Source organism: Micromonospora sp. WMMD975 (assembly GCF_029581215.1).
Taxonomy (GTDB): Bacteria; Actinomycetota; Actinomycetes; order Mycobacteriales; family Micromonosporaceae; genus Micromonospora.
Genome location: NZ_CP120739.1, coordinates 865,661 through 891,933, shown reverse-complemented (window position 1 = coordinate 891,933; position 26,273 = coordinate 865,661). Strand labels below are relative to the sequence as shown.

Here is a 26,273-nt window from a genome sequence, read left to right as displayed (position 1 = left end):
CGGTCACGGCCTGCTCAGCTCGCCGCGCAGGACAACGACGGTACGCCGTTGGTGCCGCTCGACGATCCCAGGAAGCCGAAGGTCGCGCTACCGCCGGCGCTTATCGAACCGTTGTAACTGACGTTGCGGGCGGTAACCGTCGACCCGCTGCTGGTCACCGTCGCGTTCCACGCCTGCGTCACCTGCTGCCCGTTCGCGTACGTCCAGGTCACCGTCCAACCGCTGATCGCCGAACCACCGGCGGTCACCCGTACCTCGGCCTGGAAGCCGCCCTGCCACGAACCGGTCACGGTGTACGACGCCGAACAGGACCGCCCGTTCGGCGGCGGACTCGTCGGCGGCGTGGTCGTGGGCGGGGTCGTCGTCGGCGGGGTCGTCGTCGGCGGGGCGGTGGTCGGGGTGCCGCCACCCACGGCGCTCATGATGGCGTCGATGATGCCCTGCTGGGTGACCGTGGCGCTGCTGCGGTTGAACAACCCGAACCCGTACGCCCCGTTGTAGCCGTTGTCCCAGTAGGCGGTGGCCGCCCCGTACTTCTTGGCGGTGGACACCAGCGTGCGCGCGTAGTCCGCGCGGTACCTGTTGTTCGTCGAGTCGGCAGACGTCTTGTCGACCGAGCCGTACTCACCGACGAACACCGGGTATCCACGCGAGACGAAGGTGTCGCGCACCTTCTTGAGCTGGGCGTCCATGAAGTCCTGCTGTCCCCAGGTCGACTTCCGTGCCGGGTTGGTGGCGGCCGGCCCCCACTGCGTGATGGTGCCGTTCTCCTCGCCGGCGAAGTCCCAGGGGTCGTAGTAGTGCACGGAGATCATGAGCCGCTGCTCGTTGGCGGGCACTGACGACGACCGGTACTGGTCCGTCGGCAGCACGAAGCCGTAGTTGCCCACGGTGTAGTCGATGTTGGTGTTCCAGCCGGGGACGAGCAGCCAGCGCGAGGCGTTGTTCCCGCCGGTCCGGCGCACCGTGTCCACGAAGATCTGGTTGTAGGCGTTGATGTTTGAGTAGCACGGCTGGGTCGGATTGCCGTACTGCCCGTCGAACTCCTCGTTCATGGACTCGAAGATGAGGCGCTCGCTGTAGCTCTGGAACCTGGTCGCGACCTGCTGCCAGACCTTCTGGTACTTGTCCTTGATCGTGGTCTGGTTGGACGAGTCGCAGATCAACCACGAGCCGGTGATGGTCTTGTAGCCGTCACCGTGCATGTTGATCAGCACGTACAGGCCGCGACCGTAGGCGTAGTCGACGATCTCCTGGATCCGGTTCAGCCAGGCGGAGCTGATCGTGTAGTTCGGGGCGGACCCGATGTTTCCCAGGTACGACACCGGGATCCGGATCGTCTTGAATCCCGCCGCCTTCACCCGGTCGATGAACGCCTGCGTCACGACCGGGTTGCCCCATGCCGTCTCGCTGGGGATCCCGTTGGCGTTGGCCTCGAGGGTGTTGCCCAGATTCCAGCCCGCCCCCATGTTGGCGACGAGTTGGGTGGCGTTCACCTGGGCCATGCTGTCGGCCGACGCGGAACTCGTCATCACGGCGGCGGATCCGGCCAGCGCCAGCACGCCGGAGAGTACGGCGAACTGAACCTTTCTCAATGTGGATTTCACAAGCATCTCCCGTCTTCGAACCAACCGTCACGCTGGGTTGTCGAAGCGTTTCGACGATAGTCGATTGCCTACGCTGGCAGTCGATGGGCTGCCCACGATAGATGCATGTCCATCAATGGAGCAACTCGTGGGTTCACGCCGACCGGCTTCCCACCCTCGGCCACGGTGACATCCAGCGGTGCACGGGCGCTGCTTCTTCTGCTGCTGCCATCACCTGACGGCGGTCCGCGGCGTTACCTCGATAAGACCCCCGCGCACCGGAGGCAAGCATGGACAGCGGTTCGACTCCACAGGTTTCCTACGATGCGCGCGCCACGACCGTTGCCCACCGTCGACGGCGGATCATCGTGGCCCTGCTCGGGGCGCTGACCGCCGTTCCGCTGTTCGGTGACGCCGCCCTCGCACACGCGAACAGTGCCTCCGCCGCGCCCCCGCCGGCGCTCTCCCACGCCCGCCACCTTCCCGGCCTGCTCACCGGCGTGATCGCCACTGCCGCCGGCTTCGGACACAGTCTCGCCCTGCGTTCCGACGGCACCGTCGTGGCCTGGGGCTACAACGACATCGGTCAGCTGGGTGACGGCACCACCACCGATCGCCCCACGCCGGTGCGGGTCTGCGCCGTCGATCAAACCGCTCCGTGTACCCGGTTTCTCGACCAGGTGGTCGCCATCGCCGCAGACGCGAACAGCTTCCACAGCATTGCCCTGCTCAGGGATGGCACCGTCGTGACCTGGGGCGCGAACGACTGGGGTCAGCTCGGTAACGGCCGCGATGGCATCAGCGCATTCCGATCGACCCCGGTGCGGGTGTGCGCGGTGGATGAGGCCGCGCCGTGCGACCGGTTCCTGAGTGGGGTCAGGACCATCGCCAGCGGCGGATTCCACAGCATGGCGCAGTTGCGCGACGGGCGGTTGGTGACCTGGGGAGAGAATTCATACGGTGAGCTCGGCGACGGCACCCTCGACAACCGGTCGACGCCGGTGCGGGTGTGCGCGGTGGATGAGGCCGCGCCGTGCGACCGGTTCCTGAGTGGGGTCAGGACCATCGCCGGCGGCGGATTCCACAGCATGGCGGTGGTGGGCAACGCAGTGGCCGTCGCGTGGGGCTACAACGGCGTTGGTGAGCTCGGCGACGGCACCCTCGCCAACCGTTCCACTCCGGTCCGGGTGTGCGCGGTAGGTGAGATCGCGCCGTGTGATCGCTTCCTGTCCGCGGTCCGGGCGGTCACCGCCGGCGGTTTTCACACCATGGCGTTGCTGGGCAGCGGCGCGGTCGTCTCCTGGGGTCTGAACTACTCCGGTGAGCTCGGTGACGGGACCCGGGTGAACCGTCCCACCCCGGTGCGGGTGTGCGCGGCGGGACAGGTCGCGCCCTGTAGCCGTTTCCTGTTCGGGATCAGGGCCATCGCCGCGGGCGGCTTCCCGAGCGTGGGCTTCCACAGCATGGCGTTGCTGGGCAGCGGCAATGGTGTCCTCACCTGGGGAGCCAACGCCCTCGGTGAGCTCGGTGACGGGACCCGGGTGAACCGTTCCACCCCGGTGCGGGTGTGCGCGGTGGGGCAGGTCGCCCCCTGTAGCCGGTTCCTGTTCGGGATGAGGACGATCGACGCCGGTGGCCTTCACAGCATGGCGTTGATGACCGGCTACACCGTGGCCACATGGGGCGGCAACGAGTTCGGGCAACTGGGTGACGGCACCCGCACCGACCGGGTCACACCGGTCGAGGTCCTCGCACTCGATTAGCGGCCGGCATTCAGCGGGCCGTCCGGGGCGCACCCGCGTAGACGGCGGCACGTCCCGACTGCGCGGCACGCACGGATGTCGACCGTCAACGGTGGGCCAGGTGGGCCCGGCCCGTCTCGCGCAGCCGCGCGTGCACGCCGTCGTACGCGGTCACCCCGCCCAGATAGCGCCGGGCCACCCGGGCCAGCATCGTGTAGTTCGGGTCGCAGACGTTGCCCACCGGCGCTTCACCGGCCTGGCTGACCAGCTGGTACGCGTCGAGCTGGTCCAACCCCACCAGCTCGGCCGTCCAGGTGACCAGGTCGTGCTGGCTGATCCGGTACGCGTCCTCCAGCGGCCGGGCCGAGCCGGTGCTCATCAGCGCGTCGTCGGACTCCAGGCGCGGCCACGGCGTCGACACGCCCTTCACCAGGTCGAGGATCAGCGTGGTGTGCATCGCCGCCTCGACCCCGCTGCCACACACCTCGCCGTGGCCCTGCCGGCAGTGACCGTCACCCACCGCGAACAGCGCGCCCGGCACGTTGACCCCGAAGTACGCGGTCACGCCGGCCCGCAGCTCGGGCGAGTCCATGTTGCCGCCGTGGGCGTCCGGCACGATCGTCATCCGCGACTCGAACGCCGCCGGCGCCACCCCCATGGTCCCGTGCATCGGGTCCAGCGGCAGCGCCACCGTGTGGTCGCCGCGCCGGGCCCGGTACGTCACGGTGCCGGCGGCGACGTCGACGTCGTACACCCAGACCAGTTCCTCCAGCGGCGCATGCAGCGTGGCCGTGGTGCGCGTGCCGGTCAGCGCGCCGAAGTGCGGGAAGGTGCTGGAGACCGCCCAGTCCCGGGCCGGTTCGATGGCCACCACGTGCACCGCGAGCGTGTCCCCCGGCTCGGCGCCCTCGACGTGGATCGGCCCGGTCACCGGGTTGAGGTAGGGGAACTCACACACCCGTGACGGCAGGTCGTCGATCCCCCGCACCCGACCGCCGTAGCAGTCCTCGGTGTAGAGCTGCACGATGGTGCCGGGCCGGACCCGCAGGACCGGCTCCCGGCCGCCGAAGGTGTACGACATCTCCGCCGGCTCGGGCCGGTAGGTGACGACCTCGGTCATGGCAACTCCTCGTCTCGGTCGGTGGTGGCCGGCACACGTATCCAGTGGCATACCGCACCACCCGCACGGACATCCCTACACCGTCACGCCGACGCGCAGAAGCTTCAGGTGGCGAGGGTCGCCAGGGGCTCCAGGCCGTAGGTGCGGGCGTAGCCGTTCTCGATGCCCACGAGCAGGTCGACGACCTGAAAGTAGCGGTCCCAGAAGGGAGTCTCACGCAGCGCGTCGATCAGCAGGCGGTAGGCGTCGTGGTCGTCCGCCTCCCAGACCCAGATGTCGGTGACCCGCGCGGAGTAGAACTCCGTGTCGTAGAAGCGGGAGCGGACACCGCGGGTGCGGGCCTGGATGACGGGGAGAACGTGGGTGGTGAATGCCTCGATGCGCTCGGCCACGGTCATCGCCAACCACTCGGGCGTGGTCTTGACAAGCATGAAAGCGGTGACCGGCGACTCGGTACGCTCAGTTGGCATCGACGATCTCCTTCGTGGCGAGGACAGCGGGCCGGAGCGTTCGGGCGCACCACTGCGCGAACGCGGTTGCCGGCTCCGCCTGCGGGGAGCGGTCGACGCCGGAGTCCAGGCCGTCATCCTTGGCGCGTTTCATGTCGACCATCGCCTCGACGAACGCCTCGTTGAGGCCGTAGCCGAGCATGCTGGAGCGCAGTTCGTCGAGCGACTGACGCTGATAGCGGACCGGACGGCCCAGTTCCTCGGTCATGATGCGGGCCAGATCGTTGGGCGAGAGGTCCTGCGGGCCGAGCACAGGGACATGGCCCACGCCGGCCCACGCGCGGTCCGACAGCAGCCCTGCCGCGGTGGCGGCGATGTCGGCGACGGCCACCATGGGGGACGGACGGTCCGCGGCGACGGTGTCGGTGAAGACGCCGTCGTCGCGGATCGAGTCGACCTCCTCCAGCAGGTTCTCGAAGAAGGACGGGCAGGCCAGGGCGCGGTAGGCGACACCGGAGCCCGCGATCAGGTCGTCCATGGCCAGGGAGGCGGTGACCAGCCCGGCCCGGGCGGCCTGCGGGGTTCCACGGCCGAGCGCCGAGACGGCGACTACATGGCCGACGCCGTGAGCGGCGAAAGCCCGCGCGGCCGGGCGCGTGAAGCCGCTGTAGGCTTCGTCGGGCGGGACGGAGGCGTCCGGCGGCACCAGCCAGAAGACGGCGTCCGCCCCGGCGAAGGCTCGCTCCACGGTCGCGGCGTCGCCGTGCGAGCCGACGACCACCTCGACCCGTCCACGGACGGCCTCGGGCAGCCGGGCCGGATCCCGGACGACGACACGCAACTCCTCGCGGCGTGCGGGTGCGGCCTCGATCAGCAGCGACAGCAACTGCCGCCCGATGTTCCCGGTGGGACCGGTAATGACGATCATGAAACCTCGATTTGTTGGATCGGCAGGACCCACTCATCGTCCGGTGACCGCCGTGTTGCCACAATGGGAACCTCAGCATCCAATCATTGCCTGAAGTGGAATAAGTGCGGTGAGCAGCCCAACCTCGAACCTTGACGCCAACCTCGCCGTCGCTCTCGACGCCCTCCTGACCGAGCAGAGCGTCACCCGCGCCGCCGCGCGGCTGCGGACCTCCCCCGCGGCGATGAGCCGTACCCTGGCCCGGCTGCGCCGGGTGCTCCGAGATCCACTACTTGTGCGGGCCGGACAGACGATGGTGCCCACTCCGCGCGCCGAGGCGCTGCGGGACGAGGCCGCAGCGGTGGTACGCCGGCTGGAGGCGTTGCTCGCCCCGAGCGGCGGGATCGACCCCGCGGCACTGCGGCGCACCTTCACCGTGCAGGCTGCGGACCTGGTCGGTGCCGCGGTCGCGCCCGGTCTGCTCCGGCTCGCCCGACGCCAGGCGCCGGGTGTTTCACTGCGGGTGCTGGCGGAGGAGTGGGAGGCCGGCCCCGCACTACGTGACGGACGGATCGACCTGGAGATCGGGGCCATCGACCACGTCGACCCGGAGACTCGGGTCGAAGAACTCGTCACCCTGCGGATGGCGGCCGGTGTCAGGGCTGGGCACCCCCTGACCGAAGGAGTTCTGACGGCCGCCAGGCTCGCCGCGGCCGAGCACGTGGCGGTCAGCCGCCGCGGACGCTTCACCGGGCCGCTTGATACGGCCCTGGCCGCGCAGGGGCTCAGTCGTCAGGTCCGCGCCGTCCTGCCCGGACACCTCGCCGCGATGATGCTGGCCGCAGCCGAGGACATGGTCTGCCTGGTGCCGACCGCCCTGCCGGGCGAGCCTCCGTCACGGCTCAGCGACACGGCGCACGCGCTGGGACTGCGCCTGCTGGAGATCCCGCTGCCACTGCCACCACTGACGATCGGCATGGCCTGGCACCCACGCCACAGCGTCGACGGTGCCCATCAGTGGCTGCGTGACGCCGTACGCCGAGTGCTCTGTCCCGCCCGAGAGGAATAGTCGAGGCTTGTTCAGGGCATGGTCGACGTGTTGATGGGGTGCCCGAACCAGAGGGTTCACCGGATGCGGGCAGGTCGCGCACTCAGGTGGGCGTGGGGCTCGTGGGCGGCGCGGCGGCGGGCCCGTCATGGACATTCTGTGGAGCGGACGGGCCGTCTCCTGGTTCGAGCAGGCGACGGATCAGCTCACAGGTGCGGTACGGATCTCGGACACCCTTGAGATGGGCGACGACTGTCCCGTCGGCGGTTGCCGCCACGTCATGCCAGCCGACACTTCGGCGGTTGACCCGTCGGACTGTCGCGCCGCCCCCGGCGACGTCAGCGGTGATGACCTCTATCTGTCCGTAGCCGAACAGCCGACCCAGTGGGGAATGCTCGTATCGCAGGTCGATGATCCGTTGCAGGGGCACCTCGACACGGTCAGACAGCGCCACCACAAGCATCCGCCGGTCGGTGACGGTCACATGATCGTGGGAGGAGAGGAAGACCGGCACAACCACGGCGATGAGCAGCACGCCCGCCAGCAGGAGGCGGCTCGGAATCAGCAGGGAGAGACACGGAAGGAGGAACAGGCCGATGACGACGCCGGGTGCGGCCGTCCGGACAAGCAGCGCCACAGGATGCAGGCGCAGGTGAAGTCTCACCTGCTCGCCGGGAAGCATGGCGCTGCCGTCGGCCAGTCGACGCCAGGGACCCAACTGCCAGGTCTGGGCGACGGTCCAGTCGGTGAGCCATCCGTCGAGCGGCTCAGCGACGTGGGCGCCGGGAGCCGACGGGCGGGCGGCGAGCCTCGCGGCCAGGGCGGGGTCGCGCCAGCGTTGCCGGGACCAGGGCAGCGGCTGCATGACCAGCGCACCCGCTCGGGGAAGGTTTCGCCGCCGTTCGATCCAGGTGACGAACTGTTCCACGCGCTTCTGCACGAGGCTGTTGGCGTCGGCCTCGGCGAGGTGGTTCTGGAGCCGAAGGTGACGAAACTGGTAGACGGCGCCGATCTGCCGCAGGACGCCACGCCGGTGGGCGTCGATCAGAAATGGCATGAGCCGCCAGGGCAGGCGGAACCTGAGCGCGTACGACAGCCGAACCGCCGCGAAGCGCTGGGACGCGGGGCCGAAGGCGCTGAAGATCAGGGTCCCAGCGGTGTCGGTCATGACATAGACCAGGTATCCGACGAGCATGACGGGGCCGGCGATCAGCCAGACGAGGATCGTGTGGAGGGCGCGCCTGCCGACCATGGCGATCAGTCCGGCGCGTCTGTCCATTCGCATGAGCTGCGCGGGCCCGACGGCGCGGGAGACGTCCACCGGCTGCACCAGCCACGTCGGAGCGTTCGCCGCCACAAGGACACCGAACACCGTTGCCACCAGCAGGAAACCGTTGAGCTTCGGCACCGTCACCTGTGGTTGCCAGGTCCGCAGCACGCCGATGGTTACCAGCCCGGTGAGCGCGGCGGCGGCCCAGGCCATGGCCAGCCGGAGCCGCCAGGGCAGACGGCGGCGTTCCAAGGACGAGGGCAGTTGCGGGACCATTACGGCGCGGCCCAACGCGGTGAGCGTGCCACCCAGGATCATCCACAGCACCACCCACCACGCGAAGATGCCCGGTTCGAACAGCACGCCGACGTCAACCTCCGGCAGCCAGGAAGGCTCGAACAAGAAGTCGATTTCCTTCGGCACTTCCGGCGGGAGGGGGACACCGACGGGGCCTGCCGACGCCAGTCTGCCCATCTCGACGAAGAGGTTCCGCCCCGCGTCCGCGGCGTCCATGGCGACGACGAGGGCGACGACGCCCCAGAGAAGTGCCATGCGTACGGCGGAGCGCACCGCCGCGATGAGCGATACCCAGGCGACATTCGGATCGGCCATCCGCCACCAGGCGAGATCTCGGCTGTCCGCGCGGTTCAGGTCGGCGGCCAGCGCGGCCAGCCACCGCCGCGCCTGGTTGGGGCGGCAGCGAAACCCGGTAGGCCCCGGCCGATCGGCGTAGACCGCGGGAATCAATGCTTCGAGCAGGTGCTGTTCCATCGCCGCCGCATCGGCAAGACCGAGCAGCTCCGTCGGATCGTTGCGCCGGCGCTCGTACACGGTTCGGGCCAGCCACAGCATCAGCGGGTTCGTCAGCACCTGAGCCGGCGCGCCGTCCGGGGCGGCGGAGAAGTCATCGAAGACGGCCTGCCACCGCCCTGTCCGACCGCCTGCGGTGGCATCCAGGAGATATCGCCGCACCTCGTCGGTGGACAGCGGACGCAGACGCACCGCTGTGGCCAGAGCTATCGAACGCCCGGCGTGATGCTCCGCGAGCCGGTACTCCTCCGGTCGGCTCGTCATCACCAGCGGCCGGTCCGAGCCGTAGGCGTTGATCTGCTCGATCACCCAGGCGCGTTCCGGCGTGGACAGCTCGTCCAGGCCATCCAGGACGGGAAGGATTCCGCCGGCGTCGACAAGCGCCTGAGCGAGAGTGACGGGCGTGTCGTCTCCGGCCAGGACCCGGGTGGCGAGCGCCGGGCTGAGATTCACCAGTTCGTCGGCCAGCCACCGGGACAGTGTCGCTCCGGCCTGCCAGTTGCCCAGCGGCACGACGACGGGTACGGGGTCTCCGGCCGATCGTGCGGCCAGGAGATCGCGGACCAGTCGGGCCGCCAGCACGCTCTTGCCCGAACCGGCCCGGCCCAGGATGACCAGCCGTGGTGTGGTCATGGCGGTGAAGAACGCCGCGACGTCGGTGAACACGCCTGTGCTGCGACTCGGAGCGCCGGTTCCGCCGGCGGTGGTGGCCGGACCGTCGACGGTCTCCCAGCGCACCGGCAGCGGCCATGGATCGTTGATCCGCCGTAGTCGTTCCTCGTTCGCCCACACGCGGCCGAGCGCTACGGCCAGGTTCTCGGTAGCCTGCTCGAGGTCGATGGTAGCCAGGGGCTTCGGCTGGGCCCATCCCATGAGCCGACGCAGGACCGCCGCCAGGGTGCCGGCGGCCAGGATCAGGAATCCGGCGATGCCCGCGACCTTGTTGCCCCAGTCGAGGTCACGTGCGCGGACCGCCCAGCCGACCCGGGCGAGCAGGGTGACAGCCGCGCCGATGACCATGACTGCGAGCAGTCGGCGTACCCGCACGCTCCGCACGCCTCATCATCACCGATGAGCCGGAGATGCTCAATCATCGACCGAGCGGACTTCCCGCCCCACGTGGGTCAGTCGGGGCGACGCTCCCCGCCCGCGTCGCTCAGGCCGTCAACGAGCCTCGCCGCCTCGTCCGCCGAGATGGCCATCGTGGTGCTGAGCAGCTCGACCGCCTGCTCGCGCTGCCCGGCGTCCACAAGTGCCGCGATCCGGAGCCAGGCGAACGCGTCGACCATCGCGTCGTGCCTCTCGCCGGGCGCCAGCGGCCACCCGTCCGGCGGAACGGTGGCGTCCGGAGCCGACCGGTCGTCCCACAGGCGGGTGTCCGCCTGCGAGGAAGCAGCGGCGGCGGCGCGGCGCGGCAGGTGCTGGTCGAGGGCGCGGGCGGCCGAGGCACCGCAGCCAGAGCTTCCCCAGTGAAGGCAGTTGGTCAGCAGCGCGTGCAGGGGGACTCTTTTCGGACGCTCCAGGTGAAGGTGGTACTGCCCTGTCCGCCTCCATCGGCCGTGACCGTGACGTTATAGGTGCCGATGGTGCTGAGTGTGCCGCTGATCCGACCGGTCGAGGAGTCGATGGTCAGCCCAGGCGGCAAGCCGGTCGCCGACCAGGTGTACGACCCGCTCCCGCCGGTGGCCTGCATCTGCAGCGCCACGCGGTCCGGCTTGAGCGAGCTCTGGGTGCCTGGGTTGATGACCGTCACCGCCCCGCTCGGCGGGGTGGTGGGAAGATCCGGTGGCGGACACGTCAGCGATGCCAGCTGAGACTCTGCCGTTCTGGTGATGAACTCCGGAGTCCCCGAGAGGAATTGGATGGTGGCGGTCGCTCGACCCGAGTAGTAGCCCGAATCGCAGAGCGCACCCGGGCTGTTGACGCCAAGACCGAACAGGGTCACGTTGGTGTTCTGCCACACCTCCGTCCGGCCGTTCACTGTTTGGCCAGGGCCGGGGACCAGCCCGTGGTAGAGCAACTCCACGGTGAGGTCGACGCGACGCACCGTGCCGTCACACTGGACAGATGCGGTGAAATTGATGATCTTGGGATTCTCGGTCTTTCCCGGCGGGCTGTCCGGCGAGATCCACCCACAGTAGTGACCGTCGGAAACCGCGGCGGACGCCGGTGCGGCGATACCCAGGGATGCGATGACCATGGCAGCCGCTGACATGGTCATCAGTAGGCGGGATCTGTTGCTACGCAAGAGTTCCGCATGCATCGATATATGGTCGCACGGCGGCGCCGGAGTCAGCAATGACGGCTTTCCACAGGGTCCATAACGGCCCCAGCCCGCCGCCAGAGCGAGGCTGCGCCGCAGCGCGGCGTCGAGACGTCGGATCCGGGCCGCTCGGCAAGTAGGCAATCCACCCACCGTCCGTGTCGACGCCGACGTGGAGTTGGGCAGGTGCCGAAGGTGATCGTGGGGAACTGATGCGGGGTGCCGCTTCCTCGCCTAAGCTGCGTCACGTAGACATCGATGTCTATCAATAGTAGGCGTCGGTGGTCGGATCCAGTTCACCGGCAACCACGGGCCTCGCATTCACCGACCCCGATTGGAGTACCCGATGACCTGGCGTCCAACCATCGCCGCACTCGCCGGCCTGGGCCTCGCACTCATCCCCGCCGCAGGCCCCGCCGGTGCCGCGCCCCTTCGGCACGCCGCTGATGTGAACGCTCACACCCGACCACTCGCCGGCCCACCCGGCGCGCCCCCCGGGGTCTGCCCGGGCGGCACCGGGTACGGCCCGCCCCTGCCGGCCAGCTCCGTGTCCGCCACGAAGATCCGGAGCGGGTTCTCGTTCCTCGAAGGACCGGTCTGGATCGCCGACGGCGGCTACCTGCTGATGTCCGACATGGGCGCGGGCGCCGGGCCGTACAACGTGCAGCCCGCCACGATCCGCCGGTTCACCCCGCCGGGGACCTTCGACACCTTCATCGCCGACGCCGGCAGCAACGGCCTGGCGCTCAGCCCCGACGCCCAGCAGATCATCGCCGCTACCCACGACCAGCGGAACGTCTCCGCATACCGGCTGAGCGACCGGGCCCGCAGCACCGTCGCCGCCGGCTACCAGGGCCGGGCGTTCAACTCGCCCAACGACGTCACGGTCCGTTCCGACGGCGTCGTCTACTTCACCGACCCCAACTTCCAGCGCGGCAACCGACCCGACCAGATGAGCGGACGCACAAGCGTCTTCCGCGTCTCCGGCGGCCAGGTGTCGCTCGTGGACGACCGGCTGCGGCAACCCAACGGCATCGCGCTCTCCCCGGACGGCGGCACGCTCTACGTGGGCGCCTACTCCGAGAACAAGATCTACAAGTACGTCGTCCAGCCCGACGGCGGCACCGGCGCCCGCAGCGTCTTCGTGAACTACCTCGGCGGTCCCGACGGGGTCACCATCGACTGCGCCGGCAACGTCTACTGGGCCTCCGGCTCGGACGGGCTGATCCACGTCTACTCGCCCGCCGGCGCGCAGCTCGGCACGATCCGCTCCGGCGGCGCCGGCACCACGAACGTGGCGTTCGGCGGGCCCGACCGGCAGACCCTCTACATCACCTCCGGCCGGACGAACGACTCCGGCCTGTACAGCGTGCGACTCAACGTCCCCGGCTACCCGTACTGACCACGCACCCGGAAGGAAAAGCACCCGTGCGCACCACTTTTCACCAGCGCCGACACCGCGTACCACTCGCCCTGCTGATCTGCGCCGGCACCGTCCTGACCGGCGTACCCGCCAACGCCGCGCCGGCCGCGGCGGCGACCGGGAGCCGGCCGGCGGCCCGGCCGGCCGCCGACACCAGCCCGCCCACCCGGCCGACCGGCCTGCGCAGCAGCCGGCTGACCTGCCAGTCCGTCACGCTCTCCTGGTACGCCTCCCGGGACAACGTCGGCGTCGCCTTCTACGACATCTACCACGACGGCCAACTCGTCACCTCGGTCTCCGGACGGACGCTGACCGCCACGCTCAGCGTCGTGCAGGGTGTCACCTGGGGCTGGTACGTCAACGCCCGCGACGCCGCCGGCAACGTCTCGCAGGCCAGCTCCACGCTCTCGGTCACCCCGCCGTTCTGCCAGCGGGACACGTCTCCGCCCAGCACGCCGACCAACCCGGCCGCGACGGTCAACGGTACGGACGTGACGCTCACCTGGTCGGCCTCCACCGACAACGTCGCGGTCACCGGCTACACCATCCTGCGCGACGGTACGGCGGTCGGCTCCACCACCGGCACCGCCGGCAACCCGCCGGCGACCACGTTCACCGACACCGGGCTGACGCCGAACACCGACTACCGGTACACCGTGACCGCCCGGGACGCCCAGGGCAATGTCTCGGCGGCGAGCGCCGCGGTCACCGCGCACACCGGCTCGGGCTGCACGAGCCCGGTCTGCGGCGCCACGGCGGTCACCACCGAGAGGGACCTCCCCTGGGGCCTGGTGCAACTACCAGACGGCACGGTCCTCTACGGCCGGCGCGACCTGTTCGACATCGTCGCCATGAACCCGGACGGCACCGACAAGCACAGCATCGGCACCGTGCCGAACGTGGCCGGCACCAACGGCGAGGGCGGCGTGCTCGGGCTGGCCGTCTCGGCCACCTTCACCACCGACCACTGGCTGTACATCTACCACACCACCACGACCGACAACCGGATCGTACGCATCCGCTACGACGGCACGCTGCAAACCGACACCAGGCAGGTGCTCGTCACCGGAATCCCGCGCAACAAGTACCACAACGGCGGCCGGCTGCGCTTCGGCCCCGACGGCAAGCTGTACGCCGCCGCCGGCGACGGACAGGACCCGGACGTGGCCCAGGACACCAAGAACCTGGGCGGCAAGGTGCTGCGGCTCAACCCCGACGGCACCGTGCCGGCGGACAACCCCTTCGGCAACTACGTGTGGAGCTACGGCCACCGCAACCCGCAGGGACTCGCCTTCGACTCCCAGGGCCGACTCTTCGAGCAGGAGTTCGGCAACAACGTCATGGACGAGACCAACATCATCGTCCGGGGCGGCAACTACGGCTGGCCCGTCTGCGAGGGCACCTCCGGCGACTGCGCCGACCCGAACTTCCGGGCCCCGATCCGGACGTACCCGGTGGCCGACGCCTCGTGCAGCGGCATCGCGATCGTCCGGGACGTGCTCTACATCGCCTGCCTGCGCGGCAACCGGATGTACCGGGCGGAGATCAGCGGCAACACGCTCACCAACGTCCAGCAGTACTTCGTCGGGACGTACTTCCGGCTGCGCACCGTCGAACCGTCCCTCGACGGCAACCTGTGGCTGACCACGAGCACCGGCGGGGACAAGGACAGCACCCCGAACAACAGCAACGAGAAGATTCTCAAGGTGACGCTCGGTGGGGCGGCGTCCAGCCCCACGAGCTGAGGGCGAGCCGGCAATCCGACACCGCCGGCCCCGGAGGGGTTCCGCGTCACGCGGGCACCCTCCGGGGGGCGGTGGGCAATCCATCCACCGTCCGTTCCGACGCCGCCGCCGTCCCGGGCCGGCCGGGACCGGTGCCCCTGGTGGGCCGGGACGCCGCGGCGGTTGACTGCTCGGCATGACCGACACCTCGCCGGACCACATCCCGGCCCACGTCAAGAACTCCTACCCGACCTGCAACGAGTACACCCGCACGCCCCGCCTCACCCCGCCGCCGACCACCGCCGGCACCGACGAGGCCGTGCCGGCGGTGCCGGTGCGCCTGATGATCGTCCGGTGACCGTGGCTGCGGTGCTCACCGGAGGTCAGGCCAGCGGGTACGCGAACCAGCCGTCGGCTGGTCGGGTTGACGGGATGCACGTTTCACTGCTGGAGCTCGTCCTCCGGCGCTACAACCGGGCGGTGTGAGCCCTCGGCTCAGTTCACGATGCTCTCGCGGCGGGCGAGGACCGCCTGCACGACGGCGTGGGGCGCAGTGGCCGGGTTACCGGCCTGATAGGGCGGTTGCGGTTCGTACTCGTGGGCGAGTTGGATGGCCTGGGCGGTGATGTCACCGCCCAGGCGACCGGCAAGGGTGAAGGCCATGTCGAGGCCGGCGGAGACGCCGGCGGCGGTGATTTACTTGCCGTCGGCGACGACGCGTTCGCTCACCGGGACGGCACCGAGCGGGGCGAGGTCGTCGCGACACAGCCAGTGGGTGGTAGCCCGGCGGCCGGTCAGCAGGCCGGCGGCGGCGAGCAGCAGCGAGCCCGTGCAGACCGAGGCGGTCCAGGTGCTGTTCCGGTCAGCGGCACGCAGCCAGCGCTGCACCGGGCCGTCGTGCATGTGTGCATTCTGTCCCGGGCCGCCGGGGACGACGATCACGTCCGGGCCGGGCACGTCGGCGAGCGCCGCGTCGGCGTACAGGCGCAGGCTGCCGACCTCGTTGCCGACCGGGCCAGGTTGTTCGGCGACGAACGTGACGTGCGCTCCGGGCAAGCGGCTGAGCACGTCGTAGGGGCCGACCGCGTCCAGCGCGGTGAAGCGGTCGAAGAGCAGGATCGCGATCTGCATGGCTGTCTTCCCATCAGAACCGGCGCCGGTACTCGGCGGGTGGGATGCCCAGGACGCGGATGAAGGCGCGGCGCATCGCCTCGCTCGTGCCGTAGCCGCATCGGGCAGCGATCCGGTCGATACTGTCGTCACTCTCCTCCAGTAGGCGGCGGGCGGTTTCCAAGCGCACGCCGTCGACGTAACGGCCTGGAGTCTCGCCGACCTCTGCGGTGAACGCCCGGGCGAACTGCCGCGGTGACAGGCTGGCTCGCCGGGCCAGCGCCGGAACCCGGAGGTCGGCGTGCGGGTTGTCGGCGATCCACCGCTGCACCTCCCGCAACCCGGGACGGCTCGCAACCTGGGCGGAGAGCTGGGCGCTGAGCTGTGTCTGGTTGGCCGGGCGGCGCAGGAACATCACCAGGTGCCGAGCGATGGCCAGCGCGACATCACGGCCGAGGTCCTCCTCGACCAGCGCGAGCGCGAGATCGATGCCGGCGGTCACGCCGGCAGAGGTGGCGATCGGCCCATCGCGTACGAAGATCGGCTCTGGATCGACCTGAACGTCGGGATACCGTCGTGCCAGGGTGCCGCAGACTCGCCAGTGACTGGTGGCCCGGCGTCCGGCCAGCAGCCCGGCCTCGGCCAGTAGAAACGCGCCGCTGCACACCGACACCACCCGCCGCGCCCGCGATGCGTGCGCCCGCAGCCATTCCACGATCAGTGGATCGATGTCTCGGGTGCCCTCGCCGCCCGGCACGACCACGGTGTCCAGTGGCGGCACGGCTGACAGGTCGGTGTCGGGTGTCAAGGTGAGGCCGCTCGACGTGCGTACCACCTCGCCGTCGGTGCTGGCGGTCATGACCCGGTACGCCGACCCAGCGCCCGCGAACACCTCCAGCGGGCCGGTCACGTCGAGACTCTGCACACCTGCGAACAGCAGGATCAGCACGTTACGACCGGACATGCACACAGCCTGATGCCTCGCCCCGGTGGCAGCAACGTCGTAGATCCCACCTTTCCTGCCGTGGCAAACGCCGACCTGCGCGCCCTGGGGTGGCGAGGTCGCGGCTGGCGGTAGCTCGAATGGCCCGGGGCCAGGTCCATGCGGCGCGCAGGACAAAGACCAAGGAGCGTGTGAATTCTGTTCACCAGTCGTCGACGGCGTGCAGGCGGACGACGCCGTCGCGAGCCCCAACGGCCAGGGTGGCGCCGTCGGGTGCGTATTCGAGTGAGGTGACCGGGCCGAACCGACCGTCGAAGGTGTGGACCAGAACGCCGTTGCTGGCGTCGAAGATCTGTATCCGGCCGTCACCGTCGTACGCGGCGATGCTGTTTCTGATCAGTGGGTTGAACGCGATGACCGTCGAGCGGGCATCGCTGCGAAGGAAGCGGACCGGACGGCCGTTGCTGGCGTCCCAGATGCCCGGCGGTGCGCCCGCCGCGGCGACGGCGAGAGTGTTTCGGGTCAGCGGGTCGAACCGGACCGAGGTTACCCGTGCCGGAATCTGTTCGCCGACGCTGACGCGTGCGCCGTTGCTGCTGTTCCAGACCTCTAGGGCACCGTCGCCACCGACGGCGAGGTGGCCCTCATTGTGGCAATCGAAAGCCAGGGCGGTGATGTCGGTCAGTCCGGTGTGGAGTTCCCGGACGAGTTGGCCGGTGTCCGTCTGCAGGATCCGGATCGTTCCGCTCTCGCCGACGGTGGCGACGATCCCTCGTCGGCGCGGATCGAACGCGAAGATCATCCTGTCCTCGGCTGCCTGTCCTGTGATGCTGAGTACGGGTTTGCCGGCGGTGGTGTCCCAGAGCCGGAGCAGGCCGTTTGTGCCGGCGGTCGCGAGGATGTTGCGGTTCAGCGGATCGAACTGCACGTCAGTGACCTGCTCATCACCGGTGATGAGGGTATGGCGCCGCACGACGGTGTGGGTGTCCCAGACCTCTACCACACCGCCGGCACCGGTGATGGCGATGTTCCCGGCGGCGAACTTGCCGAACCGGCTGAAGGCCACAAGCGTCACCGCAGCCGGCCTGGCGACACGGATCTGGTTGGTGGTGGTGGTGCGGAGACCCGTCAGTGTGCCCGGGCGCGGCGCGATCATGCCGAGCAGCACCAGGGCTACTGCTGTCACCGCCAGCAGTACCGGTCGTCGTGCCTGCCGTAGCAGCCTGGCAGTGGTAGGTGCCCGATGCCGGATGTCCGGCCGGTCCCCGAGGGGGAAGCTGTCATCGTCGGGGTCTTCACCGGGTTCTCGGGCCGTTGCCTGCCCCGCCGGGGCGGGGTGCCGATGCGGCGACGGCGGCGTGCCGCGGGCGTTGTCGGATGCGGCAGCACGCGCCTTCTCCCAGCGCTCGGTCCACTCGGCCGGATCGCCGCCGCACGCCCACACGTACGCCTCGACCGTCTCCCACCGCGGTACGTGGTCACCTCCCGCGGCCTCCGCCAGTGCGGTCCGGGAGCGGCCGGTCCGCCGAGCCATCTGCAGGTACTTCGGAGAGCCGGCAGCGATCCGCAAGGCACGCAGCTCTGCCGCAAACGCGGCGGCGGGTCCGGAGGACGGGTCAAGGGGACGTTCCGTACGCGGCATGCTACCCAGCGTGCAGATAGACCGTCGACTCGCGCAATAGACCGTCGTCACTGGCGACGTCCTCGGGGTGGCATACAAACAGGGCAGGTCGCGGCAATCCGATCGCGGCAACGTTCATAGGAGGCCGGATGTCACTGATGCCCTTGGCTCGCATCGCTACCGCGGTGGCGACGCTCGCCGCGCTGCTGGCCGGCGCCCAACCAGCAGTCGCACACGCCGCCGAGCAAGACGGCGACGTCCAGATGCCGGCGATGTTCGGCCATCAGCGCATCGATCTTGCCGGCGACTGGAGGGGTGCCCGAGTGTGCTCGGTGTGGCGGGCGCAGTCGCACGTCGAATGCTTCGCCGACCAGGCGCAGGCCGACCGACGAGCGGCCACCCTGCGAGGCACCCTTTCGGAGGCGCAGTTGCTGGCATCCTGCAGCACGCCGCTCAGGCTGTTCCAGGACGCCGACAGGAAAGGCCGAATGCTGCAGTATTTCGACCGTGGCTATTGGCAGAACATCCCGCTCGACTTCAACGACCAGATGTCGTCGTACCAAACCGGAAGCTGCACGTCGCACCTGGCTGAGCACTCCGGCGGCGGCGGCTACTGGTACCCGGGGTATACCGGGCCGAACTACATCGAGTACTGGGTGGGTGCTACCTGGGACAACCGGGTCTCGTCGATCAAGAACGACTGACGCATGCGGTGACCAGGCGACGCGGATCAGATGAGCCACATCTGGTCCGCGTCGTCCGGCGAGCAAGCCGGTCACCGCATAGAGCGACAGTTCCGCGGGTTCTGCCACGGCATCAGTGTCATGCGGCTCTCTCAGGCGCCGTGTGACTCAGTCACTGCCGGCTTGACGTTTTCCAGGGCGAACTCATGGAAAGTGGTGGGCGTGGTGTTCTGGGCGGTTCTCGGGATGGCGTTGTTGATGCCGCGTTCACCTGCCACATCCATGTCGATCATGGATTGGGCCATCGCCGCGGAGACGCCGCGGCCGAGGAGGAACTCCTTGACCGCGGCGCGGTCGAGGAGTTGGTACCGGATGGGCGTGCCGAGAACATCGGTGAGGATCGCGGCGATGTCGGCGTAGGACAGGTCCTCACCGCCGAGGGACTCGACCGAGTCCTGACCGGTCCAGTCACGGTTGAGCAGATGGCCGGCGGCGAGCGCCGCGATGTCCTTCGTCGCGATCCACGGCATGGTGAAGTCGGCCGGCAGCGTGCCGGTGACGGCCCCGCCTCCGATCGCGGCGGTCTGCCGGAGAATGTTGTCCATGAAGGTCGGCAGCGCCAGGGCGCGCACGTGCGCACCGGTGCTGCGCAAGAGGTCCTCCATGGCGTGCGAGGCCGACACGTGCCCGGCGTAGATCTGCGAGCCGCGCCCGAGTGCGGAGACGACCACGACGTGCGGCACGGCGTGGCGCACCACGGCGTCCGCGCCCGGGATCGAGGCGGAGACGTACGCCTCGTAGGGGCTGCTCGCGGTCGGGGCGGCCGGCATCAGCCAGAACAGGGCGTCGGCACCGGCGAGGGCGCGGTCCAGGGTGGCGAGGTCCTGGTGCGATCCGGTGACGACCTCTGCCCGCTCTCGCACGTCGGCGGGCAGTTTGCCCGGATCGCGGACGACGAGGCGGACCGGCTCGTCGTGGGTCAGCAGGGTCCGGACGAGCTTGCTGCCGATCTGCCCGGTAGGAGCGGTGACAACGATCATGGATGATGACCCCCATCAGCATCGGGACGAAGTAAACTCGACTGTACCGTATACATTGAGGTGGACGCCATGGCCCGACGCGGGGAAGCACTGCGCGAGCACATCCTCGACACGGCGAAGGTCGCGTTCCTGGAGACCGGCTTCGAGCGAACCTCCATGGACGCGATCGCACTGCGGGCGGAAACCTCGAAGCGCTCCCTGTACGCGCACTTCCCGACCAAGGACGCGCTGTTCCTGGCGGTCGTCGCGCGCACCCGCGCCCTGTTCGCCGAACGCATGGGCATCCCCGCCGACTACGCCGACGAACCGACGGAAGCAGCCGTCCGCTACTGCGGGCGCTTCGTGCAACTGCTGCGCTGGTCCTCGGTGGGAAAGATGGCGCGACTCGGCATCGCCGAGGCGGACCGGCTGCCGGACCTGGCAGCCGGACTCTTCGACGTCCTCTTCGGCGTCACGACAGGCAACCTCGCCACCCACCTGGAGGGCGGATCGGGACTCGCGACCGACCAGGCCGAGGCCGTCGCGAACCAGCTGATCGGCCTCGCCGTCCATCCGGTGCTGCCCCGGCTGCTGTTCGGAGTCGACCCGCTCACCGAGGAGGTGCCGGACCGGGCCCGCCTGGCGAGCGATGTCGACCTCGACCGGATCCGGCGGCTCGTCCACCTCAGCGTTCCGGCGGCAACCTGACTCCCCCTCAGTCCGATCAGAGGGTGGCGGAGCGGCGGGTGGCGTCCAGCGAGCCGAGCAGGGTCAGCGCCTGCGCGCTGGAGCTGCCGGGGTCGGGCTGAAAGATGACCAGGAGCTGGCCGTCGGCTCCGCGCACGTCGAAAGACTGCGAAATCAGGAACAGGGGTCCGACCTCGGGGTGGACGAGTTCCGTCGGATCCTCGCTCTTGCCGTAGATGACCTGCGAGGACCACAACGCGGCGAAGGTCTCGCTCCGCTCGCTCAGGGTGCTCACCAGCTCCCGCAGACGGGGGTGATCCGGGTCGAGGCCGTCGGCGTGGCGCAGGCCAGCCACGATCGACTCGGCGAAACGCTGCCAGTCGGCGAAGAAGTGCCGCGCCGCCGGGTCGAGGAAGGTCATCCGGGCCAGGTTGTCCACGGCCTGGAACGGCGAGAACAGTGCCTCGGCCAGTGGGTTGAGTGCCATCAGGTCCTTGGCCGGGTTGAGCACGAAGGCGGGGACGGTCGCGTATCCGTCGAGCAGGTGGCGCAGCGGCACGCTGATCGTCTTTCGCGGCGTCCGCCGGGTGCCGGGCACCGCCCTGGCCAGCCGATACAGGTGGTCGCGGGCCGGATCGTCCAGACGCAGGGCCGCGCTGATCGCCTCGAGAACCTGCGCGGACGGGCTGCGCTCGCGCCCCTGCTCCAGGCGGGCGTAGTAGTCGCTGTTCATGCCGGCCAGCACGGCGACCTCCTCGCGTCGCAGCCCCGCGACGCGTCGCACACCGTGCGAGGGCAGGCCGACATCGCCGGGAGCCAGGCGGGAACGGCGCGCACGGAGGAAATCCCCCAGGCTGTTTCTCACGGTCACCATCCCAGGCTAGGCCGCTGCGCTCCGGCCTGCCTGGGTGCGGCTCGTCCTGGTTGCCGGCCGCGACGCCGCCCAGGATGGCTGCATGACCAGCAAGAACTTTCTGATCACGGGAGTCAGCACCGGACTCGGCCGCGCCTTCGCCGTCGCCGCGCTGGACGCGGGCCACACCGTCATCGGCACCGTCCGCACGGACGCCGACGCCGAGGCCTTCGCCGCCTTGCGACCCGAGCGGGCGCACGCTCGCATCCTCGACGTCACCGACCACGCGGCGGTGTTCGCCACGGTGTCCGACGCCGCACAAACCGTCGGTCCGATCGACGTGCTCATCGCCAACGCCGGCTACGGCCTTGAGGGCACCTTCGAGGAAACCCCGCTGGCCGCCCTGCGCGCCCAGTTCGACGTCAACGTCTTCGGAACGGCCGCGACCATTCAGGCAGTCCTGCCGTCCATGCGCGAACGCCGCCGTGGCCACATCCTCGCCGTCACCTCGATGGGCGGCCTGGCCGGTTTCCCCGGCGTCTCCGGCTACTGCGGCAGCAAGTTCGCGCTCGAAGGCATCCTGGAGTCGCTCGCGAAGGAGGTGGCCGGCTTCGGTATACATGTCACCGCCGTCGCCCCCGGATCGTTCCGGACCGACTGGGCCGGACGCTCGATGACCCGGACCCCGCGCACGATCCCCGACTACGACGACCTGTTCGACCCGATCCGCGCGGCCCGGCAGGACGCGAGCGGCCGGCAGCTCGGCGACCCGGCCCGCGCCGCCGCCGCTGTCCTGCACATCCTCGACCTTCCGCAGCCTCCGAACCACCTGGTCCTCGGCTCGGACGCCCTGCGGATCATCCGGTCCGGCCGCGAAGCGGTCGACCACGACATCGCAGCGTGGGAGAAGCTCTCCCGCTCCACCGACATCCACTGACCGGACGCTGCGACGGCCGAAGTCCCCGGAGCGTCCGCTAGCTTGCTCAGGCAAGATCACCGCGACACCCGCCAGGAGACCCACATGAACGACGCCGGCATCGCTCTCGACGCCTACCGCACCTGTGAGTTCGCGACTCTCGCCAAGGACGGGACGCCTATCGCGTGGCCCACCTCAGGTCTGTTCCGCACAGACGGAAAGATCCTGTTGACCACGGCGATCGCGTACCCGCAGAAGGCGTTCAACGTTCGTCGTGACCCGCGAGTCGCCCTGCTCTTCTCGGACCCGACCGGCAGTGAGCTCGACAGTCCGCGGCAGGTGCTGGTCACCGGCTCGGCGACCTGCGCCGACACGGTGCACACCGAACCCGTCGGAGACCTCGCTGACTTCTGGCGCATGATCTTCACGCGGCAGCCGAAGAGCGGCGCCTACCTCGACTGGCCGGCGAACCGGTTCACCGACTTCTACTTCATGCGGCTACGGATCGAGGTCACCCCGGACACCACCCTCGACCGGACGCTGCCGACGTCCCGGACGGTGATAGCCGACACGTCGCTGGTCGGGGGGCCGGTTCTGGCGTCGTACTCGTCGGCGGTTCTCGCCGGCCGCGACGAGACCGGCGCACCGGTGCTCGTGCGGACAACGCTGGCAGACGGCCCCGGCGGATATCTCGTCTCCGTACCCGACGACCTACCGCTCGCGGAGGGCCCCGCGTCGTTGCTGGTTCACCGGCACGACGATCAGCTCTGGAACCTGCACAACGCGAGCGTCCGCGGCCGTCTCACCAGCCACGACGAGACCGGCTGGGTGTTCGCCCCCGACCGGCTGACCGAGCCGGGATCCCGTTTCCGCGCCGGCCCGCTCGACGCGATCCGCACCGCCCGACGGCTCCGCGCTGCCACTCAGCGCTACCTGGACCGCCGATCGATGACCCGTCCCGCGATCCCCTGGGACGCATATCGCGCTCTGCGAGCTGAGACGAGAACCCGCTGACGTACGCCCTTCCTGGTGACGGTGATGGTCATCTTGCCTTGTCGCCGTCCGGCACCCTGTACACCGCGTGTAGCGCTGCTCAGCCGACCCCGAGCGTGGTGGCGAGCTGAGTGATCGTGGTCGGGGCACGGGGGTCGCGGGCGATCTCGGCAACAATGTCGCGGGCGACCGGCCGGTGGGTGATTTCGGCCGGTGCGGTGCGCTCGGCCTCGGTCAGCATCCGAGCCGCCTGGCCCGCGTCCCCGGCGTGCAGGTGGGCGCGGGCGACGGTGAGCAGGTGCGCGGCGCGGTGTTCGGCGGGCAGCCACCGCCACCCGGACCGCGCGGTGGCCTTCTCGTGCCAGGCGAGCGCCTCGCCGGTGTCACCGTTCTCCACGGCCACGGCAGCGCGGGCCACGTCGACGGCGGTCGGCCCGAACCCGGTGCGGTGATGGTCGTACCCGTCGCCGACCCGTTCCGCCATGCCGGCGGCCTCGTCGAGCAGTTCCCCGGCGGCGGACTCGTTGCCGTCCTGCGCCGCCGCCAGGCCAGCCTGAATGAGCAGGGTCCCGCACAGGGACAACTCCACCGGCGGGCCGTACTCGATCACCGGCGGGGCGATCCGGTACGCGGCAGTGAGCATCACCGACTTCGCCTCCCGCACCCGCCCGAGCGCCCGCAGCACCTGCCCGAGCTGCACGGCCACGGCAGCGACCAGGACCCGGTCGCCGGTGGCGGCGAGCATCGCCCGATCCACCGCCAACCACGCCAACTCCGCATCACCAAGCTTGACCAACAGAGCAGCGGTGACCCGGTACGCCTCGACCAGCGGCACCCGACCCGCCACCGCAGCCACGGCATCGGTGCGCTGCGCATCAGTGAGCAGATCCGGCACCAGGCCAACCAACTGCGGGTAACGGGCGTGCTGGAACGTCGTCCACGCGTACCCCACATCCCGCACCATCCGATCCACCGGCACCACCGGGCGGCGACCCGCCGACTTCCCCAACGGAATCTCGTACCGCGACAACGCCACCCGGATCCGCTCGACGCCCTCAACCCGACCCGCTGCCTGGACCGGCGCGGCGTCCTGGCCCACAAGCGCGGCCGTGTCGATACGGAGCACACGGGCGATCTCCTGAAGCGTCGACAACTTGTCCAACCGCCGCACGCCCCGCTCGACCTTGTCCACCCAGCTCTTCGACTTACCGAGCCGATCAGCGAACACCTGCTGCGACAACCTCCGCCGACCCCGCCAGTACGCCACTCGCCGACCGACCGGCAACAGCTCAACGCTGCCCACGACGCCACCGCCGATCCGGTATGGCCCGGGTGGTGTCCTCCACCGGAATCCGATCCGCCTCCGCCTGGGCCAGAAGCCGCCGCTTCGCCGCCTCCCGCTCGGCCGCCTGAACCTGCTCACCCCGGCTCACCGCCGGCTCGTCACCCTTACCCGGCATCTCGCACCTCCCGACGTCACATCAGTGACGGAGAAGCTACGGAAAGCTACGGGCCGGAAAGGGTAAAGTTCCTACCCCTAGATCAAGAGACGAGACCAACCTTCATCGCCAGGTCACGAGCCTCGTCTCGGGTGGCACGCGGGCCATCGAGCAGGTCCAACGTGATCTGGCGGGCGTACCCGTTGAAGCGAATCGTCTCCGGCGCCGCCTGGTACGCCTGCCCCAGGAATACGACGGCCGCTTCCTTGTCGTTCTTGCCGTAGTGCGCCCGCGCGACCTCGATCAGATGACGCGCCCGGCGCGGCCTCGACGGAATCGCCGCCGCGTCATGACGACGAGCCTGCCGCACCGCCTCACCGGACTTCTGCAACTCCACCGAAACCGTCACCGCGTGCGCACCCATGACCACCCGTGAGAACGACGTCTGCGGCTGGTAGAAACCCGGCGGCAGCCGATCCGCCACCCGGTCCGCGTGGTCCCAGAACCGCCACGCCCGGCCCTCCTCACCAGCACGCGCGGCCGTATAGGCAGCCTCGAAGTTCACCGCACCCCACAACGCCAGCAGATTGGCGTTCGCATCGGCCACCTGCGGCTCCAGGACCGACAGGATGTCCAGCGTCACCGCCATAGCAGTGTCCCAATCCCCCGCGTCCCGGTGCACCTGACACAGGAACCACCCCGCACCCGCCACCGCCTCCGGGTCCCCGGACTCCTGAGCCGCCACCATCGCCCGATCCGCCACCCGCCACAGCAACTCGGCAGCGGGCTGGTAGGCAAGGAACATCTGCGCCAGCCCGAGCGTCTCCGCCAACAGGGCTTGCGCCTGCCGGCGCTCGCCACCCTCGTACACCAACGCGGCGCGTTGCGTGTCGCGCAGCAACCCCGGCAACAGGCCGCCCAGCACCGTCCGATGATCCGACGCCTGATGGCGTGCCCGCCATGCCGCGTCGAGACGGTCCCTCAGGTCGGACAACGATTCGGGCAGCACGTCAACGGAGAGCGAGAAGTGATTCACCGCATCCCGCACCGACGCCAACGCCGGGTGCTCCGGCCCGTTCACCACCGCCGACCGATCGCTCAACTCCCCAACCAAGGCAGACACGTCGACCCTGAGGGCCCGCGCTATCCGATCCAACATGTGCACCCGCGGCGGCAGGATCCGATCCGTCTCCACCGCCTTGACCCACTCGGCGCTACGACCCACCAGCCCACCAAGCACCGCCCGAGTCTTCCCCGACCGCTCCCGGTAGACCTTCAACCGCTGCCCAAACGTCAACTCCGGCAGGGAATCCACCATGGGCCTCCTCGTAGGGCGGAACCGCCACCGACCCACAACGGCCGTCAGTTCACGCTACCGACCCTGCGGCCAACTCATAAGCCCCAACATGCCGGACAGGGCCTCGACCCCGATAGGTCCAGTGGATCGGCCCATCAGGATACTCCGCGCTGGTTTGGCGGTGCCCGCCCCTCCCGCGTACCTCGCACCTGGATACCAGGGCTGCGACCTGCTTCTTCTGTGTGAGCTAGGGCGTTGTCTATCGTCTTTGGTCGGCGTCTGACGCCCTGAACGACGTCCCGATCTTGCAAGGTAGGTCTCTCTACGGCCGGCATCGCAGGTTCCGCAGTGCTCTTGGCCCGTAGTCCGT

At 69.5% G+C, this 26,273-nt stretch carries 25 protein-coding genes; 10 read left to right on the top strand and 15 right to left on the bottom strand.

The genetic code is table 11. From position 1 onward, the window contains the following. Positions 1–14: 14 nt before the first annotated feature. A complete protein-coding gene (locus O7613_RS04110; RefSeq protein ID WP_282292176.1) occupies positions 15–1,595 on the bottom strand; it encodes a cellulase family glycosylhydrolase in 1,581 nt (526 codons plus the stop codon). A gap of 281 nt (positions 1,596–1,876) precedes the next feature. On the opposite strand from O7613_RS04110, the gene O7613_RS04105 reads away from it, so the two are divergent. Continuing rightward, complete coding sequence (locus tag O7613_RS04105) at positions 1,877–3,349, top strand: hypothetical protein (RefSeq protein WP_282292174.1); 1,473 nt, start codon at positions 1,877–1,879, stop codon at positions 3,347–3,349. Between the two features lie 85 nt (positions 3,350–3,434). Here the strand turns inward: O7613_RS04105 and O7613_RS04100 are convergent, their stop codons facing one another. The 3 genes from O7613_RS04100 to O7613_RS04090 all read right to left on the bottom strand — a co-directional run bounded on the left by O7613_RS04100 (position 3,435) and on the right by O7613_RS04090 (position 5,825). Then, on the bottom strand, positions 3,435–4,448 hold the full coding sequence (locus O7613_RS04100; RefSeq protein ID WP_282292172.1) for an acetamidase/formamidase family protein: 1,014 nt from the start codon (positions 4,446–4,448) through the stop codon (positions 3,435–3,437). A gap of 104 nt (positions 4,449–4,552) precedes the next feature. After that, positions 4,553–4,918, bottom strand: coding sequence for a darcynin family protein (locus O7613_RS04095; protein ID WP_282292170.1), 366 nt, complete (start codon positions 4,916–4,918; stop codon positions 4,553–4,555). Continuing rightward, a complete protein-coding gene (locus tag O7613_RS04090; RefSeq protein ID WP_282292169.1) occupies positions 4,908–5,825 on the bottom strand; it encodes an NAD(P)H-binding protein in 918 nt (305 codons plus the stop codon). Before O7613_RS04090 ends, O7613_RS04095 begins: the two co-directional genes overlap by 11 nt. A gap of 109 nt (positions 5,826–5,934) precedes the next feature. On the opposite strand from O7613_RS04090, the gene O7613_RS04085 reads away from it, so the two are divergent. Then, a complete protein-coding gene (locus tag O7613_RS04085; protein ID WP_282292168.1) occupies positions 5,935–6,873 on the top strand; it encodes a LysR substrate-binding domain-containing protein in 939 nt (312 codons plus the stop codon). Positions 6,874–6,955: 82 nt separating this feature from the next. Here the strand turns inward: O7613_RS04085 and O7613_RS04080 are convergent, their stop codons facing one another. From O7613_RS04080 to O7613_RS04070, 3 genes are all read right to left on the bottom strand, one after another. Then, positions 6,956–9,988: an NACHT domain-containing protein gene (locus O7613_RS04080; protein ID WP_282292167.1), complete on the bottom strand. Its 3,033-nt coding sequence runs from the start codon at positions 9,986–9,988 to the stop codon at positions 6,956–6,958. Between the two features lie 68 nt (positions 9,989–10,056). Continuing rightward, positions 10,057–10,221, bottom strand: a complete 165-nt coding sequence (locus tag O7613_RS04075; protein ID WP_282292166.1) for a hypothetical protein — start codon at positions 10,219–10,221, stop codon at positions 10,057–10,059. Positions 10,222–10,415: 194 nt separating this feature from the next. Next, positions 10,416–11,132 (bottom strand): Ig domain-containing protein, encoded by a 717-nt coding sequence (locus O7613_RS04070; protein WP_282292164.1) that lies wholly within the window; start codon positions 11,130–11,132, stop codon positions 10,416–10,418. Between the two features lie 409 nt (positions 11,133–11,541). On the opposite strand from O7613_RS04070, the gene O7613_RS04065 reads away from it, so the two are divergent. The 4 genes from O7613_RS04065 (at position 11,542) to O7613_RS04050 (ending at position 14,828) form a co-directional block, all read left to right on the top strand. Continuing rightward, complete coding sequence (locus O7613_RS04065; protein ID WP_282292162.1) at positions 11,542–12,597, top strand: SMP-30/gluconolactonase/LRE family protein; 1,056 nt, start codon at positions 11,542–11,544, stop codon at positions 12,595–12,597. A 26-nt stretch (positions 12,598–12,623) separates the two neighbouring features. Beyond that, positions 12,624–14,363, top strand: a complete 1,740-nt coding sequence (locus O7613_RS04060) for a PQQ-dependent sugar dehydrogenase (protein ID WP_282292160.1) — start codon at positions 12,624–12,626, stop codon at positions 14,361–14,363. Positions 14,364–14,538: 175 nt separating this feature from the next. Further along, positions 14,539–14,700 (top strand): hypothetical protein, encoded by a 162-nt coding sequence (locus O7613_RS04055; protein ID WP_281584136.1) that lies wholly within the window; start codon positions 14,539–14,541, stop codon positions 14,698–14,700. Next, the gene (locus O7613_RS04050; protein WP_281584137.1) at positions 14,697–14,828 is read left to right on the top strand and encodes a hypothetical protein; all 132 of its coding nucleotides are present in this window, start codon (positions 14,697–14,699) and stop codon (positions 14,826–14,828) included. The genes O7613_RS04055 and O7613_RS04050 overlap by 4 nt, the downstream gene beginning before the upstream one ends. A gap of 9 nt (positions 14,829–14,837) precedes the next feature. On the opposite strand, the gene O7613_RS04045 is transcribed toward O7613_RS04050, so the two are convergent. The 4 genes from O7613_RS04045 to O7613_RS04030 all read right to left on the bottom strand — a co-directional run bounded on the left by O7613_RS04045 (position 14,838) and on the right by O7613_RS04030 (position 18,037). Next, positions 14,838–15,005: a hypothetical protein gene (locus O7613_RS04045; protein ID WP_282292158.1), complete on the bottom strand. Its 168-nt coding sequence runs from the start codon at positions 15,003–15,005 to the stop codon at positions 14,838–14,840. Between the two features lie 33 nt (positions 15,006–15,038). After that, positions 15,039–15,473, bottom strand: a complete 435-nt coding sequence (locus O7613_RS04040; protein WP_282292156.1) for a DJ-1/PfpI family protein — start codon at positions 15,471–15,473, stop codon at positions 15,039–15,041. 13 nt (positions 15,474–15,486) lie between these two features. Beyond that, a complete protein-coding gene (locus tag O7613_RS04035; RefSeq protein WP_282292155.1) occupies positions 15,487–16,401 on the bottom strand; it encodes a GlxA family transcriptional regulator in 915 nt (304 codons plus the stop codon). A 196-nt stretch (positions 16,402–16,597) separates the two neighbouring features. Next, positions 16,598–18,037, bottom strand: coding sequence for a helix-turn-helix domain-containing protein (locus O7613_RS04030; RefSeq protein WP_282292153.1), 1,440 nt, complete (start codon positions 18,035–18,037; stop codon positions 16,598–16,600). A gap of 128 nt (positions 18,038–18,165) precedes the next feature. On the opposite strand from O7613_RS04030, the gene O7613_RS04025 reads away from it, so the two are divergent. Then, positions 18,166–18,720, top strand: coding sequence for a hypothetical protein (locus tag O7613_RS04025; protein WP_282292151.1), 555 nt, complete (start codon positions 18,166–18,168; stop codon positions 18,718–18,720). Between the two features lie 131 nt (positions 18,721–18,851). Here the strand turns inward: O7613_RS04025 and O7613_RS04020 are convergent, their stop codons facing one another. Then, positions 18,852–19,739: an NAD(P)H-binding protein gene (locus tag O7613_RS04020; protein ID WP_282292149.1), complete on the bottom strand. Its 888-nt coding sequence runs from the start codon at positions 19,737–19,739 to the stop codon at positions 18,852–18,854. 69 nt (positions 19,740–19,808) lie between these two features. On the opposite strand from O7613_RS04020, the gene O7613_RS04015 reads away from it, so the two are divergent. Next, positions 19,809–20,426, top strand: coding sequence for a TetR/AcrR family transcriptional regulator (locus O7613_RS04015; RefSeq protein ID WP_282292147.1), 618 nt, complete (start codon positions 19,809–19,811; stop codon positions 20,424–20,426). A 16-nt stretch (positions 20,427–20,442) separates the two neighbouring features. Here O7613_RS04015 and O7613_RS04010 read toward each other — a convergent pair whose 3' ends face one another. Beyond that, positions 20,443–21,279: a helix-turn-helix transcriptional regulator gene (locus O7613_RS04010; protein ID WP_282292145.1), complete on the bottom strand. Its 837-nt coding sequence runs from the start codon at positions 21,277–21,279 to the stop codon at positions 20,443–20,445. 82 nt (positions 21,280–21,361) lie between these two features. Between O7613_RS04010 and O7613_RS04005 the strand changes: the two genes are divergently transcribed. Next, positions 21,362–22,195 (top strand): oxidoreductase, encoded by an 834-nt coding sequence (locus tag O7613_RS04005; protein ID WP_282292143.1) that lies wholly within the window; start codon positions 21,362–21,364, stop codon positions 22,193–22,195. Positions 22,196–22,279: 84 nt separating this feature from the next. Further along, complete coding sequence (locus O7613_RS04000) at positions 22,280–23,188, top strand: pyridoxamine 5'-phosphate oxidase family protein (RefSeq protein WP_282292141.1); 909 nt, start codon at positions 22,280–22,282, stop codon at positions 23,186–23,188. A 79-nt stretch (positions 23,189–23,267) separates the two neighbouring features. On the opposite strand, the gene O7613_RS03995 is transcribed toward O7613_RS04000, so the two are convergent. After that, the gene (locus tag O7613_RS03995) at positions 23,268–24,434 is read right to left on the bottom strand and encodes a helix-turn-helix domain-containing protein (protein WP_282294475.1); all 1,167 of its coding nucleotides are present in this window, start codon (positions 24,432–24,434) and stop codon (positions 23,268–23,270) included. Between the two features lie 275 nt (positions 24,435–24,709). Beyond that, positions 24,710–25,921 carry a helix-turn-helix transcriptional regulator gene (locus O7613_RS03990; RefSeq protein ID WP_282294473.1) on the bottom strand — a complete coding sequence of 404 codons (1,212 nt, stop codon included), beginning with the start codon at positions 25,919–25,921 and terminating at the stop codon, positions 24,710–24,712. Positions 25,922–26,273 lie beyond the last annotated feature (352 nt).